Origin of the sequence: Rhodococcus sp. NKCM2511, assembly GCF_014905595.1 — a bacterium.
Taxonomy (GTDB): Bacteria; Actinomycetota; Actinomycetes; order Mycobacteriales; family Mycobacteriaceae; genus Rhodococcoides; species Rhodococcoides fascians.
In genome coordinates, this window is sequence record NZ_BNHJ02000002.1 from 130,611 (window position 1) to 145,950 (window position 15,340).

Genomic DNA, 15,340 nt, shown 5'->3' on the forward strand with positions numbered 1-15,340 from the left:
CCCTCGGTCACGACGACTTCGTGATCGCTGCCCGAACTCCCTCACCGAGATCGCTGCCGTCGTCGCCGACCGAGCCGTCGACCAGCGACAACGCGAGTACTTCGCGCGCGATCAGATCCCGATGAGCGTCCAGCCACGCCCGTCGATGTTCGGGTACCTCGATGACGATGTCGATACGGTCGGACACATCGAGTCCGTGGCCACGACGCGCATCCTGCAGCTCACGGATGCGGTCCTTGGCCCAACCCTCGGCCTCCAGCTCTTCGGTGACCGCCGAATCGAGCACCACGAGTCCCGCGTTCCCGGGCAGCGGTGCCGTCGATTCCGGCTCCGCGGCAACGAGTCTGCGGGTGTACTCCTCGGGCAGCAACGCGATGCCCGCGGCGCTCACGACGCCGTCTTCGTCCTCGGACCAGTCACCGGCCTTGACTGCCTTGATGACCTTCTGGACATCCTTGCCGATCCGGGGCCCGGCAGCGCGTGCGTTCACGACGAGCTCGAATTTGCCGTGCACGGCAACGTCTTCGGTCAGATCCACCTTCTTGACGTTGACCTCGTCGGCGATGATGTCGAGGAACGGACGCAGACGCTCGGCGTCGGCGGCCGCGACGGTCACCTCGGGCAGCGGCAGCCGCACGCGCAGATTCTGTGCCTTGCGCAGACCGAGCACCGTGGAGCACACGGTACGAACCTCGTCCATGCTGTCGACCAGCTCCGGGTCGGACGGCAACTCGTCGGCCGTCGGCCAATCCGTGAGGTGCACCGATCGGCCACCGGTCAATCCGCGCCAGACCACCTCACTGATCAGCGGCAACAACGGAGCGGCGATGCGGGTGAGCACTTCGAGCACCGTGTGCAGGGTGTCGATCGCGTCGGCGTCCTCGCCCCAGAAGCGTGAACGCGACCGTCGCACATACCAATTGGTCAGCGCGTCACAGAACGTACGCAGTTCGTCGCACGCCCCGGCGATGTCGTTGCCCTCGAGCGCATCGGTGATCGCATCCCGCGTGGCGGACAGTTTGGCAAGCACGTACCGATCGAGAACGTGCGGAGAATCGGTCCGCCACTGCCCCGGCGTCGACGCGTAGAGCTGCAGAAAACTCCACGCGTTCCAGATCGGCAACAGCGCCTGCCGGACTCCCTCGCGGATGCCCTGCTCGGTGACGATCAGGTTGCCACCGCGCAGGATCGGCGACGACATCAGGAACCACCGCATGGCATCCGAGCCGTCGCGGTCGAAGACCTCCTTGACGTCCGGGTAGTTCCCCTTCGACTTACTCATCTTCAGACCGTCGTCACCGAGCACGATGCCATGGGCAGCAACGGTTTTGAAGGCAGGCCGGTCGAACAAAGCAGTCGCGAGCACGTGCAGGGTGTAGAACCAGCCGCGCGTCTGACCGTTGTATTCGACGATGAAGTCGCCCGGGTTGTGCGTCTGGAACCACTCCTCGTTCTCGAACGGGAAGTGCACCTGTGCATACGGCATCGAGCCCGATTCGAACCAGCAGTCCAGCACCTCGGGAACGCGACGCATGGTCGACTTGCCGGTCGGGTCGTCCGGGTTGGGACGCGTCAGGTCGTCGATGTACGGCCGATGCAGATCGGTGGGACGCACACCGAAGTCACGCTCGAGTTCGTCCAGGCTGCCGTACACGTCGAGACGAGGGTAGGCGGGGTCGTCGGACGTCCAGGCCGGGATCGGGCTGCCCCAGTACCGGTTTCGGCTGATGTTCCAGTCGCGGGCACCTTCGAGCCACTTGCCGAACTGACCGTCCTTGATGTGCTCGGGCACCCAGGTGATCTCCTGGTTGAGCTCGACCATCCGATCGCGGAACTTGGTGACCGCGACGAACCACGACGGAACCGCCATGTAGATCAGCGGCTGACCACTACGCCAACTGTGCGGGTACGAGTGCTCGATGGTCTCGTGCCGCAGCAAGCGGCCCGAGGCCTTGAGATCCTTGATGATCACCGGATTGGCGTCGAACACCATCAGGCCCTCGTAGGGCGGCACCAACGACGTGAATTTGCCGCCCGCATCGAGCGGTTGCACGACCTCGATACCGTTCGCGGTGGCGACGTCCATGTCCTCCTCACCGAATGCCGGTGCGAGATGGACGATTCCGGTGCCGGAGTCGGTGGTGACGTAATCGGCCTCCAGAACGCGATGCGCATTCTCGTGGCCGAGGAAGAAGTCGTAGGGCGGTGCGTAGGCGAGGCCGACCAACTCCGCGCCGGTGTGCTCCGAGAGCACCTCCGGCTCCTCCCCCAGTTCCTTCGCATAGTGCGCGAGTCGGGCAGAGGCGAGCACGTAACGCTCACCGTCGGCACCGCGGACCTGAACGTAGTGCACCTCCGGATGCACCGCGATCGCGAGGTTCGACGGCAGAGTCCACGGAGTGGTGGTCCAGATCAGTGCGTTCGCGCCGTCCAGGGGTGTGCCCGGTGCCGTCAGGGGCATGGTGACGGTGACCGCGGGGTCCTGACGCATCTTGTAGGCGTCGTCGAGCCGGGTCTCCTGGTTGGACAGCGGCGTCTGCTCGTACCAGCTGTACGGCAGCACTCGGTAGCCCTGGTAGATCAGGCCCTTGTCGTGGAGCGTCTTGAACGCCCACATGACGGACTCCATGAAGTCGACGTCGAGGGTCTTGTAGTCGTTGTCGAAGTCGACCCACCGCGCCTGCCGAGTGACGTAATCCCGCCACTCGTCGGTGTACTGCAACACCGATTGTTTGCAGTAGGCGTTGAACTTCGCCAGACCCATCTCGTCGATCTCGGACTTGTCCTTGATGCCGAGTTGCTTCTCCGCTTCCAATTCGGCGGGAAGGCCGTGGCAGTCCCACCCGAAACGACGCTCGACCTTCTTGCCGCGCATGGTCTGGAACCGGGGCACGAGATCCTTGACGTACCCGGTGAGCAGATGGCCGTAGTGCGGCAAACCGTTGGCGAACGGAGGTCCGTCGTAGAAAACGAATTCCTCGGCATCGGCGCGGTTGTCGATGCTGGCGCGGAACGTGCCGTCCTCGGCCCATTCGTGCAGCACGATGCGCTCGAGATCGGGAAACGGAACGCTTCCCGATCGACCTTCGGCCAGATCCACCAGCGGGTACGACGCGTTCTCGGTGCGTGCGCTCGAATCTGTCATATCTGTCTCCTCCGTGCCGGACGCGTACAGGACGCGACATCGATTGGCACGGGGACGACATTCGGCGATGGGGACGCCGAGTACCGCGGTACCACCCCGCTTGCTCGGACCGATGGAACTCGTCGGACCGAGCCTCTCCACACGAGCTGTGACGGGCTCACCCGTTCGGTTCTACTGAACAGCCCATTTCGGTCGTTGCAGACCGAATCGTCACTGTCGTTCTTCCGAAGGCTCCCCGGTGATGGCCGGATCGACGCCTGATTGTTCTTTCGTCTGACAACCGTCGAACTGATGCACTACCGCCTGATGCACTGCCGCCGGATGCACTACCGCGTAGATGCTACCTGTCGATCTCGGGCGGTGGCCGTCGCCCGAGCAGGGCCCCGACCAGGAGCAGCACCGCCCCGACTATGCAGATCACGATGCAGGCCCAGGCCCAGACGACCGATCCGGTCATCAGGGCCAACACCAGGAACCCGAACCCGACAGCCGCCGCGCCGAGAGTCAGAATCAGCACAGGATTCCTCGCTCACCACTCGACGCTACAACCGAGCCCGACGCTGCCCCGAGAGGCAGCGTCGGAGAACGATCGCGTCAGTTGTTGCCCTTGGCGTACGACTGGCTGTAGCCGGACGTCTGGTTGTCCTGGTTGAAGTTGTCCTGGCCGTTGTCCACCGGCAGCGCCGAGGAACGGTTCTCGAGCTCTTCGAGCTGCGATTCGAGGTACGACTTGAGGCGCACCCGGTATTCGCGCTCGAACGTCTTGAGCTGCTCGATGCGACCTTCCAGCACCGACCGCTGCTGGTTGATCGTCGCCATGATCTCGGTGTGCTTGCGCTCGGCGTCGGCCTGCAATGCGTCGGCCTTCTCCTTGGCCTGGCGAAGCTGGGTTTCGGAGCGAGTCTGTGCATCGGTGAGCAGCGATTCGGACTTCTGCCGCGCTTCGGACATCATCGACTCCGAGCGAGCGCGGGCATCCGACACCAGCCGTTCGGCGTTGGTGCGCGCATTGCCGAGCAGCTGCTCGGACTCGGTCTTCGCATCGCCGGTGAGGCGATCCGCCATCTCCTGCGCGAGACCGAGAATCTTCGCGGCCTGCATGTTGGAGTCGCCACTCTGCTGCGGTGCTGCGGCCACGGGAGCGACCGGCGCGGGCTGCTGAACCACCGGTGGCGGCTTGGGGGGATCGACCGGCCGCTGCGGCTCGGCTTTCGGTGCGGCGACCGGAGCCGACTGTGGGCTCTGGCGCGCAGAGTTCTTGGCGTCCGCAAGCTCCTGGTCGAGCTCACCGACGCGCTGGCGCAGGTCGGCGTTCTCTTCGATCAGTCGGGACAACTCTTGCTCGACGAGGTCGAGAAATGCGTCGACCTCGTCTTCGTTGTAACCGCGCTTACCGATGGGCGGCTTGCTGAACGCAACGTTGTGCACATCAGCTGGAGTCAGCGGCATGGAAGGATCCCTTCACGCGTCTTGGGGCGGTAGAGCAAGCATTCAGTTATATGCCATTCCGCGCGAGTGCAGAACAATCAAACTGTAACTGGCGTCCATTCTGTCACACGGGACACGCAGCTTGCGCTGGGTCCCGAGTTCTAACATTCCATCTTCGGCCTCAGGCCGCGAGGCTGCTGGTCACATTCCACAAAATGAACACGACGAACAGCAAGACCATGATCGACAGGTCCAGTCGCACACCACCGAGGTTGAGCGGCGGAATTATCCTGCGTAGGAACTTCACGGGCGGGTCGGTGACCGTGAAGATCGCCTCCAGAAGGATGACGACCAGCCCGGTCGGTTGCCAATCTCTCGCGAAAGTCCTGATGAACTCGACGATGATTCGACCGATGAGGAGGAGCCAAAAAAGAAACAATACGATGTTGATCACCGTGAACACGATCACGGCTATACTCTGCCTGACTTCGCCGGGCTGAGCAAAGTGCGCTGGTCACAGCTCCGACTTGCCGCCCCAAGGGGAGAAACGATCACTGCTGGCTGTAGAAGCCGGTTTCCGCAATTCGCCGGCGCTCCTGCGGGGACACATCGACATCGGCCGGCGAAAGCAGGAACACCTTCGTGGCCACCTTGTCGAACGATCCACGGAGCGCGAAGGCCAATCCGGCAGCGAAGTCGACGAGTCGCTTGGCGTCGGCGTTGCTCATTTCGACGAGATCCATGATGACCGGAGTGCCGTCACGGAAACGCTCACCGATGGTGCGCGCCTCGCTGTAGTCCCTCGGGCGCAGGGTGGTGATCTTCGAGAGTGGGCCGCCGTCGTCGACGATCGGGCTGCGTCGCGTCTCGGCCCGCACGTCCATGCGGGTGTCCATCGCCAGCGCGCCACGAGTGGCAGCGCCTCGGGTCGACGGTCCTGCTGTGCCGCGTGCGCGTCCACCGATCGGAGCGAGCGTGGCAGCGGGGCGAGGAGCCTCGTAATCGTCGTAGTCGTCCTCGGCCTGCGCGTGCCGCGAGCCACCGAACGACGGCTTGACGAAGTCACGATCGTCGATGTCGTCGTAACCGTCACGGCCACCACGGGGACTGCGGCGGGTGTCCGGATCGTCGAGGTAGTCGTCCTCGTAGTCCGCGAGCGGAACCATGCCGAAGTACGCCTTGAACTTGTGCAGGGTGCTCATCGTTCTGCCTTCCGTGGCCGTGTCTACTGTCCATCTCCAGGTTCGCAAGTGTCTGTTGTGACTGATGTGATCCGTGGACTGTTATTGGGAGGCTATCGGCCGCGCACCGAGTATTGCGGTACCGACACGCACGCACGTCGATCCGTGTCGCACAGCAGCTTCCAGGTCCCCCGTCATGCCGGCCGACAACTCGCGGGCATCGGGATGATCACGCAGAAGTCGCTGATGCAGCACCTCGAGATCACCGAACGCAGCGTCCGCATCGGCGTCCAACGGAGGTACGGCCATCAGTCCCGCCAGACGCAAGCCGGGTGCGGTCGACACCGCGTCGGCCAACTCGTACAGGTCCCCGCGTTCGACGCCGCCGCGGTGGACATCGCCGTCGAGACTGACCTGAACGAGGACGTCGAGCGGCGTCGTCCGAGCGCCGTCGTCGAGTGCTGTCTCGGTGGCCTTGGACAGCGCGGTGACCAATCGAGCACTGTCCACCGAGTGAATGGAGTGCGCCCACGCAGCGATGGACTTCGCCTTGTTTCGCTGGAGATGCCCGATCATGTGCCATCGCGGCGGATCACCGCGGAAGTCCTCGGCGGTCTCGGCCACTTTGGGCGACGCATCCTGCTCTCTGGACTCGCCGAACTCACGGCAGCCCAGCTCGTACAGGATCCGAACGTCGGACGCGGGGAAGAACTTCGTCACCGGCAGCAGAGTCACGGTCGAGTCTTCACGACCTGCGTCCGCACATGCTCGCGCCAGTCGTTCGCGTACCGACGCCAACGCGGCGGCGATCTCGGCAGCTCGGTCGGTGGGCTCGCTCACGACATCCTCTCCTGGCCGGAGTCGGGAACCTCGTCTGCGGATGCGGAATCCATCCACACGACGCTCGCGATACGGCCGGTCGAACCTTCCCGGCGATGGCTGAACAGGGTGCGATCCTCGATGGTGCACCGGGGATCCTGAGCCACTCCGTGCAGTCCTGCGGCGATCAGCTGCGCGCGCACACCTGCCGGAATATCGAGACCGGGGGTGTTCCGAACCGTCGTCGTCGCGCTTCCGGGAAGGTGCTTGTCGACGTCGGCACGCATGTGTGCGGGTACCTCGTACTGACGCCCACTGGCCGCCGGGCAGAGGAAGGCCCCGATCCTCTCCGGGACCGCGCCCAGCTCGACCATCGACGCAAGTACCCGAGGAACGATGCCGATGCGGGCACCGACGCGGCCGGCGTGTACCGCGGCGATCACGCCCGCCTCTTCGTCGGACAGCAATACCGGGACACAGTCGGCGGTCAACACCACGAGCGCGAGATCGCGCTGCGTCGTCACCAACGCATCGGTCATGGGAACGGGCTCGGACACCGGCCCGTCCACCACCGTGACGGTGCGGCCGTGGACCTGCTCCATGAACACCATGCGTTCCATGCCCATACCCAACCGGTCACCGAGGCGTCGACGGTTGGCCTCGACAGCAGCCGGGTCGTCGCCTACGTGGTCACCGAGATTGAAGGTGTCGAACGGCGGGGCCGACACGCCGCCTGCTCGCGTCGTCGACACCCGCCTGACCCGAAAGGAGTCACTCACCGCCGCATGAAGGACGGTACGTCGACCTCGTCTTCGCCGTCGTCCTCGGCGACGGGAACGCGGCGTCCGGATCCGACCGACTCGCGGCCCTGACCACCGGAATCCCGGCCGTGACCGGCTGCGGACTCGCGACTGGACGATTCGCGGTTCGACGAGCTGGACGAGTTCAGCGGGGGCAGGCTCGATCCGCTGGGTGCGCCGACCGGGTCGCGGAACACAGCGCCCTCGGAGCTGTCGTTGGAGCGTGAGGAGACCTCCCCCGAGCGCGCCGATCCGATCGGGCCACGGGTGGATGCCGCTGCCTCGACCGGACGACGCGTGGGCGTTCCTCCGTCGAACCCGGCGGCGATGACGGTGACACGAACCTCGTCACCGAGAGAGTCGTCGATGACGGTTCCGAAGATGATGTTGGCGTCGATGTGCGCAGCTTCCTGGACCAGCGAGGCGGCCTCGTTGATCTCGAACAGGCCGAGATCCGAGCCACCCGCGATGGAGAGCAGCACTCCGCGGGCACCTTCCATGGACGCTTCCAGCAGCGGCGAGTTGATCGCGGATTCCGCGGCCTTGATCGCGCGGCCTTCACCGCGGGAGGAACCGATGCCCATCAGCGCACTGCCTGCGCCGGACATGACGCCCTTGACGTCGGCGAAGTCGACGTTGATCAGCCCGGGGGTGGTGATCAGATCGGTGATGCCCTGAACACCGTTGAGCAAGACCTCGTCGGCACTGCGGAACGCATCCATGAGGCTGACGGCCGCGTCGCCGAGCTGAAGCAGACGATCGTTGGGAATGACGATGAGCGTGTCGCAGGATTCACGCAGCTGCTGGATACCGGTGTCGGCCTGGCCACCACGGCGCTTGCCCTCGAAAGAGAACGGGCGCGTCACGACGCCGACGGTCAGCGCGCCGAGCTTGCGCGCGATGTTGGCGACGACGGGAGCGCCACCGGTACCGGTTCCGCCGCCCTCACCTGCGGTGACGAAGACCATGTCGGCACCCTTGAGGACCTCTTCGATCTCGTCCTTGTGGTCGTCCGCTGCGCGGCGACCCACCTCGGGGTCGGCACCGGCACCGAGTCCGCGAGTCAGCTCACGGCCGACGTCGAGCTTGACGTCGGCGTCACTCATCAGCAAGGCCTGAGCGTCGGTGTTGACGGCGATGAACTCGACTCCCTTGAGTCCCTGTTCGATCATCCGGTTGACCGCGTTCACGCCGCCGCCGCCGATGCCGACGACCTTGATTACGGCGAGGTAGTTGTGCGGGGGCGTCATGGGCTCTCGCCTTCCGTGGATTGTTGCTCGAAAAATGTGGAAAACCCTCAACCTAAACCACAGGCTTAGAGTTATGTCAAGTACTCGACTGATCGGAACGCTATTCACCGACGGCCACGATCGCCATTAGGCGCGCCGATGCCGCGCCGAAAATATGAGCCTTTCGGACCCGTTGCTATTTCGTGGTCGGAAGATCGGGACTGGACACGTCGAAAATCTGACCCGGTTGCGACAGCAGCGCGATCGCCACCGCCCCCTTGCGCTCCGAGTTGTTCTTGTTCCCCCACACGACGGTACGCCCGTCCAACAGCAGGATCGAGATGTCGGACAGCGTGCTCGCGCGCACTTCGCCGACCTGACCTCGAATCAGCGGCGGCAGCGAATCGAGCACAGCCAGTGCATCTTTCGTCACCGGATCGCCGAAGACAGGATTGTCGGTCACCAGTCGGACCACCCCGGGCGGAGGCGGTGCGACAGCGAAGTCCACGCCGGTCGCATCGAGCAAGTGAGTGCCGTCGGGAGAATCGACGAACGCCACCGGCACACGTTCTTCGACGGTCACCTGCACGGTGGACGGGTATTTCCGTTGCACCCGAACCGATGCCAGCTCCGGTATCGATGCAACACGCTGGGCCGCGGCCGCGGCGTCGACCCGGACCAGCGGCAGGCCGGTCGGCACCTCGAGTCGGTCGAGGATCTCCTGTTCGGACACCGACGAGGCTCCCACGACCGAAATCGTCCGAACCGACAGCAGCGGCGTGAAGTAGACCAGTAATGCCGACCCGACGATCACTGCGACAACCGCCACGACGGCAAGCACCGCGCGACGGCGTGACCGTTTCACGCGAGCGCGCTCTTCTTCCCTGGCCTGCGCGCGAGCTTGCCTGTCTGCGACCGACGACGTCGAATCACCCTGCCCGGCAACGGGTTCCGATCTGGAAGCTCGGTCTCGATCGGACCGACGAGTCACGTCGACGGCCGATCCTTCGGTACCGCGCGGCCGGTCGTGGCACCGAAATCGGTTTTGGAACGAAGGGCGTCGAGAATGGGCCCGCCGAGCATGGTCACGTCGCCCGCACCCATCGTGATCACCACGTCGCCGGGACGACTGAGATTGGCCACCTGCTTGGCGACCAACGACAGATCCGGTTGGTAGTTCACCGGTTTGGTCACCGACGCTGCGACCAAGGCCCCGGTCACACCGGGCAGGGGTTCCTCGCGAGCGCCGTAGACGTCGAGCACCACGATCTCGTCGGCCAACGACAGTGCGGTACCGAATTCCTCGGCGAACGTCGCAGTGCGCGAGTACAGATGCGGTTGGAACACCACCACGACCCGCGCCCGCTCGCCACCCTCCAGTGCTTGACCCGCGACCAACGCCTGCGCAGCGGTCAGCACGGCCCGCACCTCGGTGGGGTGATGGGCGTAGTCGTCGAACACTCGTACTCCGTGCTCGCGTCCGGTGAACTGGAACCGCCGGTGCACTCCCCCGAATCCGGTCAGCCCGGCCAGCAACTCCTCGACGCCCGCGCCCACCTGGCGGGCAGCCACGAACGCCGCCAGGGCGTTGAGGGCGGTGTGCCGTCCCGGTACTCCCAGCCGAACCGTGCGGGCAGAGTCCTCACCGGCGATCTGCAACTGCGCGACGCCGCCGATGTCCTCGGGCTCCCAGGCCAACAGACGAACGGCCATCTCCACCGGTCCGGCGTCGACGTCGGACGACCCGTAGCCGAGCACCGTCACTCCGGGGAGATTCTTCTCGACCACGCGGCGGGCCAGAGCTGCCGAACCCGGATCGTCCATGCATGCCACCAGCACACCGCCCGGGTGCAGCAGCGCGGCGAAATCGTCGAACACCTTCACGTAGGCCTCGGTCGTACCGAAGAAATCGAGATGATCGGCCTCGATGTTCGTCACGATGATCACGTTCGCCGAGTACTGCAACAGCGAACCGTCACTCTCGTCCGCCTCGGCGACGAAGACGTCGCCACTGCCGTGATGCGCGTTGGTGCCGGCCTCGTTGAGCTCACCGCCGACGGCGAACGACGGGTCGAACCCACAGTGCTGCAGTGCGACGACCAACATCGATGTGGTCGACGTCTTGCCGTGCGTGCCCGACACCAGCAAGGTGCGGTATCCCTCCATCAACGACGCGAGGACGGCCGGCCGCAACACCACCGGAATCCCGCGATCGCGAGCCTCGACGAGTTCGGGGTTGGTCTTGGGTATGGCCGCGTGGGTCGTCACGACCACGGTGGGGCCGCCGTCGATCATGTCCAGCGCGCTTGCATCGTGCCCGATTCGCACCAGCGCACCGCGGGCTCGCAGCGCCAACACCCCGCGTGATTCCTTGGCATCCGATCCGGACACCTGACCACCACGCGCCAGCAGAATGCGTGCGATCCCGGACATCCCGGCACCGCCGATTCCCACCATGTGCACCCGTCCGAGCTCTGCCGGCAACTCCGACATCGCCGCACCCTCAGTTGTCACGCGGACGTCTCCCTCGTTCTGTGGCATTCTCGCCGCCGCCCGGTTCAGCGCCGCGCCGCGTGCGCGGTATCGAGCACGATCTGCGCGACGGCAGCCGCAGCACCCTTGTGACCGGCTCCTGCCGCAGCACGGGACATCGCGGCGATGCGCTCGGTGTCGGCCACCAAAGCGACGACCGTGTCGGTCACGTACTGCGCGCTCAGCGTCGCGTCGGCTACCAGGATGCCACCTCCGGCGTCGACGACGGGACGGGCATTGAGCTCCTGCTCACCGTTGCCGTGCGATAGAGGCACGTACACGGCAGGAAGCCCGGTCGCGGAGACTTCGGCGACCGTCATGGCGCCGGACCGGCAGATCGCGAGGTCGGCCGCCGCGTAGGCCAGGTCCATCCGGTCGATGTAGGGCACTGCGACGTACGGAGCATCCGGATTGCTCTGCTCCACGTCGAGTGTGTTCTTGGGACCGTGTGCGTGCAGAACCGAGATGCCGGCGGCGGCAAGGGCGGCCGCTGCTCCGGACACTGCGTCGTTGAGTGAACGCGCGCCCTGTGAACCGCCGAACACCAGCAGCACCGGCCCGTGTTCGGGCAGACCGAAATGAGCGCGAGCCTGCGACCGCATCGCCGCACGGTCGAGACCGGTGATGGTGGGCCGCACCGGAATTCCGATGACTTCTGCATCCTCGGACCCCGGTGCAGAGATACCAGATCCGGCGACGGCGGCAAGGACTCGTTCGGCGCTGCGTGCACCGACCTTGTTCGCGATGCCGGCGCGGGCATTGGCCTCGTGAATGATCACCGGAATACGGCCGCCGCGACCGAGAAGACGACCGCGGGCAGCGAGATACGCAGGAAGCGCGACGTAGCCGCCGAAGCCGACCAGCACATCGGCCTCGACCGCAGCGAAGATCTCCCGGGTTCGACGCACCGACCGTGCGACCCGAACCGGTAACTTCACCAGGTCGAGAGTGGGCTTGCGAGGCAGCGGCACGGGCGGTATCAGTTCCAGCGCGTAGCCGCGGGCGGGTACCAGTGTCGTTTCGAGCCCCCGGCTGCTGCCGAGGGCGGTGACGGTGACGGTGGGGTCGAGCTCGCGTAGGGCGTCGGCCACGGCGAGCGCGGGCTCGATGTGTCCGGCGGTTCCGCCTCCGGCCACCACCACGGATATCGGCCTCGATGTCTGCTTCACCGTCGATATCCTCGCTCACCCGAGCGGACCGGCGGACGACCGGGTTGCGGTTCCGGACGCGGCCGATACGGCGACCGAGGTCCGGCGGCGTACCCGCTGCCGGTGTCTCGGCGTTGGGGCTCGGCACGGCGGGCGTGGCCACGGGGTGCGTTCCTGACCGACCCGTTGGGGCCGGCCGTGTCCACCCGTGAACTCGACACCCGGGTACGTCCGGGCTCGGGTGACCGTGCCCCGCGGCCGTCATTGTTCTTGCGGGACTCGAGACGTGTGCGATCCTGCGCCGCCAACGTGGGCCGAGTCGATTTGGAGCGTGCCATCGCGGCCCGCTTCGGTGAGAAGACAGCAGGCAGCGGCAATCTCAGAGCTCGGGCTATACGACCCTCTTGCCCGGCGTGCAGTGCGGCGATGGCTTCCGGTTCGTGTCGGGCCGCACTGGCGATGATCCCGAACATCAACAGCGTGATGGCCGTGGACGTACCGCCGTAGGACACCAGCGGAAGCTGCAGACCGGTCACCGGCAGCAGCCCGACCACATAACCGATGTTGATCATGGCCTGACCGAACACCCAGCACGTTGCGCCTGCAGTCAACAGACGCAGGAACGGATCGACCGACCGCATCGCGATGCGTAGGCCGGTGTAGACGAAGAGACCGAACAATCCGATGACGGCAAGGCAGCCGATCATGCCGAGCTCCTCGCCGATGATCGCGAAGATGAAGTCGTTGTGCGCGTTGGGGAGGTAGCTCCATTTCGCGCGACTCTGTCCCAATCCGCGACCGAACAGTCCGCCGTCGGCCAAGGAGTACTTGGCCTGGGTGGACTGATACGACAGACCCTGGGTGTCCTCCCCCGGGTTGAGCCAGGCCTTGACGCGGTTCGAGCGGTAGCCGGCGGTGAACGCGAGCACGGTCGCCAGAGCCAAACCGGTCACCAGGACTGCTCCGAACAGCCGGGCGTTGAGGCCGGCGAACCACAGCAGTGCAACGAGAATGATGCCCAGGGCGATCGCGGTACTGAGGTTGGGCTGGAGCACGACGAGCAGACACATGAGCAGGCCCGCAGGCAGCAACGGCACCAGCAGTGACTTGATGTTGCCGTGCTCGCTGCGACGGGAGGCCAGCAGGTGCGCTCCCCACAGAACCAACGCGACCTTCGCCAGCTCGGACGGCTGGAACGAGACGACACCGAAGTCGAACCAACGCCGTGCGCCCTGACGCTCGGCACCGATACCGGGGATCAACACCAGCATCAACATCGTGATCGAGACCAGGAAGAGCGGGAACGACAATTTGCGCAGGTATCGCACCGGCAGCCGAAGCGCCGCATAGAACGCGACCACACCCAGTGCGACACCGATCAGCTGTTGCGTGAACAGCGCGTAGCCGGACTCGTCGGCTGCGAACGATTCGGCCGACGACGCCGACAGCACCATCACCAGTCCGAGCACGGTGAGCAGCACCGCGATCGTGACGATGAGGTGGAACGACGCCAGCGGCCGACCGAACCACAGTCCGATTCGGGTGCGCGGCGTGGTGGTGCGACGAGGTGGACGCGCCGGTCGAGCTGCGGTAGTCACGATCGCGGCGATCCGAGGGCGGCGATGTCGAGGCGCTCGACGGACTCGGCGAAGCTTCGGCCGCGGTGGCCGTAATCGACGAACATGTCCAACGACGCAGCCGCGGGGGCCAGCAGGACGGTATCGCCGGAGGCGGCGAACCCCGCAGCGTGGTCGACGGCCGCTCGCATAACCGCATCTGCATCTTCAGCCTCATGAGTCACACCAGCATCGTCTCCCGAAGGGAGCCTGACGACCGGAACATCGGGGGCGTGTCGCGCCAAAGCCTCTGCGATCTGCATCCCATCGCGGCCCAACAACACCGCAGCCACGAGCCGATCCGCGATCTCGACGACCAAATCGTCGATCACCGCACCCTTCAACAACCCGCCCGCGATCCACACGACCCGATCGTGCGCGAGGATCGACGAACGCGCGGCATGCGGATTCGTCGCCTTGGAATCGTCGACGAACGTCACCCCACCGAGCTCACGCACCACTGCGGCCCGATGCGGTCCCACCCGGTACGTCCGCAATCCGTTTCGGACGGCCTCGGCGTCGACACCGATCGATCGCGCCAACGCAGCCGCGGCCAACGCGTCGAGCACACCGGACGGGCCACTCGGTTCCACCTCGTCGTCCCGGAGCAACTCGACGTCATCCCCGAACGCACGGTCGACGAGCATTCCCGCCCGCACTCCCAGCTCGCCCGCGGCGGGATCACCCAGCCGGAAACCGACGACGGTCGCTGCCGGTGCCCCCACTCGCAGACCGGCAGCCACCGCGTCGTCGAGTCCCACGACCCCGACGTCCCCGCCCAACGCGCGCGCCTTGGCCTGGACATACCCGTCCATGCCCCCGTGCCAATCCAGGTGATCCTCGGCGATGTTGAGCACCACCCCCGCCGCGGGACGGACCGACGGTGCCCAGAACAACTGGAAGGACGACAGCTCGACCGCGAGGACACGGGGATGCGGGGCACCGCGCAACGCGTCGGCGATGGGGAGGCCGATGTTTCCGCAGGCGACGGAGTCGATTCCGGCAGCGTCGAGGATCGACGCGAGCATCGAGGTGGTGGTCGTCTTACCGTTCGTACCGGTGACCACCAGCCAACGAGCGCGCGGGCCGTACACCTCGGCGCGGTCGAGATGCCACGAGAACTCCACGTCGCCCCACACCGGGACGTCGTGGTCGGCGGCCGCAGACAGCACCGGAGAGTCCGGCCGGAACCCGGGACTGGTGACGACGAGCGCAAAGGCCGCGATCGCGTCCGGATCGGCGAGCAGATCGTCCTGAACCACCACGGCAGCACCGAGCGCCGACGCCTCGTCGAGCGCAGCTCGGTTCGAGTCGGTGACGGTCACGAGTGCGCCGAGGTCCAGCAGTGGGCGTACGACGGCCAGCCCGGAGATGCGCGCACCGGTGACCAGCACCGAACTACCGCGCAACCAGGACAGATCGGTCGAGGCTTCGGTCATCGC

At 65.7% G+C, this 15,340-nt stretch carries 13 protein-coding genes; all 13 read right to left on the bottom strand.

Going from position 1 to position 15,340, the window contains the following annotated elements:
- Window positions 1–7: 7 nt before the first annotated feature.
- On the bottom strand, window positions 8–3,145 hold the full coding sequence (gene ileS, locus JLZ96_RS17220) for an isoleucine--tRNA ligase (RefSeq protein ID WP_201010819.1): 3,138 nt from the start codon (window positions 3,143–3,145) through the stop codon (window positions 8–10).
- 340 nt (window positions 3,146–3,485) lie between these two features.
- Window positions 3,486–3,662 carry a hypothetical protein gene (locus JLZ96_RS17225; RefSeq protein ID WP_027497336.1) on the bottom strand — a complete coding sequence of 59 codons (177 nt, stop codon included), beginning with the start codon at window positions 3,660–3,662 and terminating at the stop codon, window positions 3,486–3,488.
- 77 nt (window positions 3,663–3,739) lie between these two features.
- Complete coding sequence (locus JLZ96_RS17230) at window positions 3,740–4,594, bottom strand: DivIVA domain-containing protein (RefSeq protein WP_027497337.1); 855 nt, start codon at window positions 4,592–4,594, stop codon at window positions 3,740–3,742.
- A gap of 160 nt (window positions 4,595–4,754) precedes the next feature.
- Window positions 4,755–5,042 carry a YggT family protein gene (locus JLZ96_RS17235; RefSeq protein ID WP_027497338.1) on the bottom strand — a complete coding sequence of 96 codons (288 nt, stop codon included), beginning with the start codon at window positions 5,040–5,042 and terminating at the stop codon, window positions 4,755–4,757.
- An 82-nt stretch (window positions 5,043–5,124) separates the two neighbouring features.
- A complete protein-coding gene (locus tag JLZ96_RS17240; protein ID WP_032368101.1) occupies window positions 5,125–5,775 on the bottom strand; it encodes a cell division protein SepF in 651 nt (216 codons plus the stop codon).
- A gap of 81 nt (window positions 5,776–5,856) precedes the next feature.
- Window positions 5,857–6,594 carry a YggS family pyridoxal phosphate-dependent enzyme gene (locus JLZ96_RS17245; protein ID WP_048318678.1) on the bottom strand — a complete coding sequence of 246 codons (738 nt, stop codon included), beginning with the start codon at window positions 6,592–6,594 and terminating at the stop codon, window positions 5,857–5,859.
- Window positions 6,591–7,352 carry a peptidoglycan editing factor PgeF gene (pgeF, locus tag JLZ96_RS17250; RefSeq protein WP_201010820.1) on the bottom strand — a complete coding sequence of 254 codons (762 nt, stop codon included), beginning with the start codon at window positions 7,350–7,352 and terminating at the stop codon, window positions 6,591–6,593. The genes JLZ96_RS17245 and pgeF overlap by 4 nt, the downstream gene beginning before the upstream one ends.
- A complete protein-coding gene (gene ftsZ / locus JLZ96_RS17255; RefSeq protein ID WP_027497341.1) occupies window positions 7,349–8,623 on the bottom strand; it encodes a cell division protein FtsZ in 1,275 nt (424 codons plus the stop codon). The genes pgeF and ftsZ overlap by 4 nt, the downstream gene beginning before the upstream one ends.
- 175 nt (window positions 8,624–8,798) lie before the next feature.
- Entirely contained in the window at window positions 8,799–9,467 is a 669-nt protein-coding gene (locus JLZ96_RS17260; protein WP_236254136.1) for a cell division protein FtsQ/DivIB, read from the bottom strand.
- 122 nt (window positions 9,468–9,589) lie between these two features.
- Window positions 9,590–11,095 (bottom strand): UDP-N-acetylmuramate--L-alanine ligase, encoded by a 1,506-nt coding sequence (gene murC, locus JLZ96_RS17265; protein ID WP_201011018.1) that lies wholly within the window; start codon window positions 11,093–11,095, stop codon window positions 9,590–9,592.
- A 65-nt stretch (window positions 11,096–11,160) separates the two neighbouring features.
- Window positions 11,161–12,303: an undecaprenyldiphospho-muramoylpentapeptide beta-N-acetylglucosaminyltransferase gene (gene murG / locus JLZ96_RS17270; RefSeq protein ID WP_201010822.1), complete on the bottom strand. Its 1,143-nt coding sequence runs from the start codon at window positions 12,301–12,303 to the stop codon at window positions 11,161–11,163.
- Window positions 12,300–13,880, bottom strand: coding sequence for a putative lipid II flippase FtsW (gene ftsW / locus JLZ96_RS17275; RefSeq protein WP_201010823.1), 1,581 nt, complete (start codon window positions 13,878–13,880; stop codon window positions 12,300–12,302). The genes murG and ftsW overlap by 4 nt, the downstream gene beginning before the upstream one ends.
- Window positions 13,877–15,337, bottom strand: coding sequence for a UDP-N-acetylmuramoyl-L-alanine--D-glutamate ligase (gene murD / locus JLZ96_RS17280; protein ID WP_201010824.1), 1,461 nt, complete (start codon window positions 15,335–15,337; stop codon window positions 13,877–13,879). Before murD ends, ftsW begins: the two co-directional genes overlap by 4 nt.
- Between the last annotated feature and the right edge of the window lie 3 nt (window positions 15,338–15,340).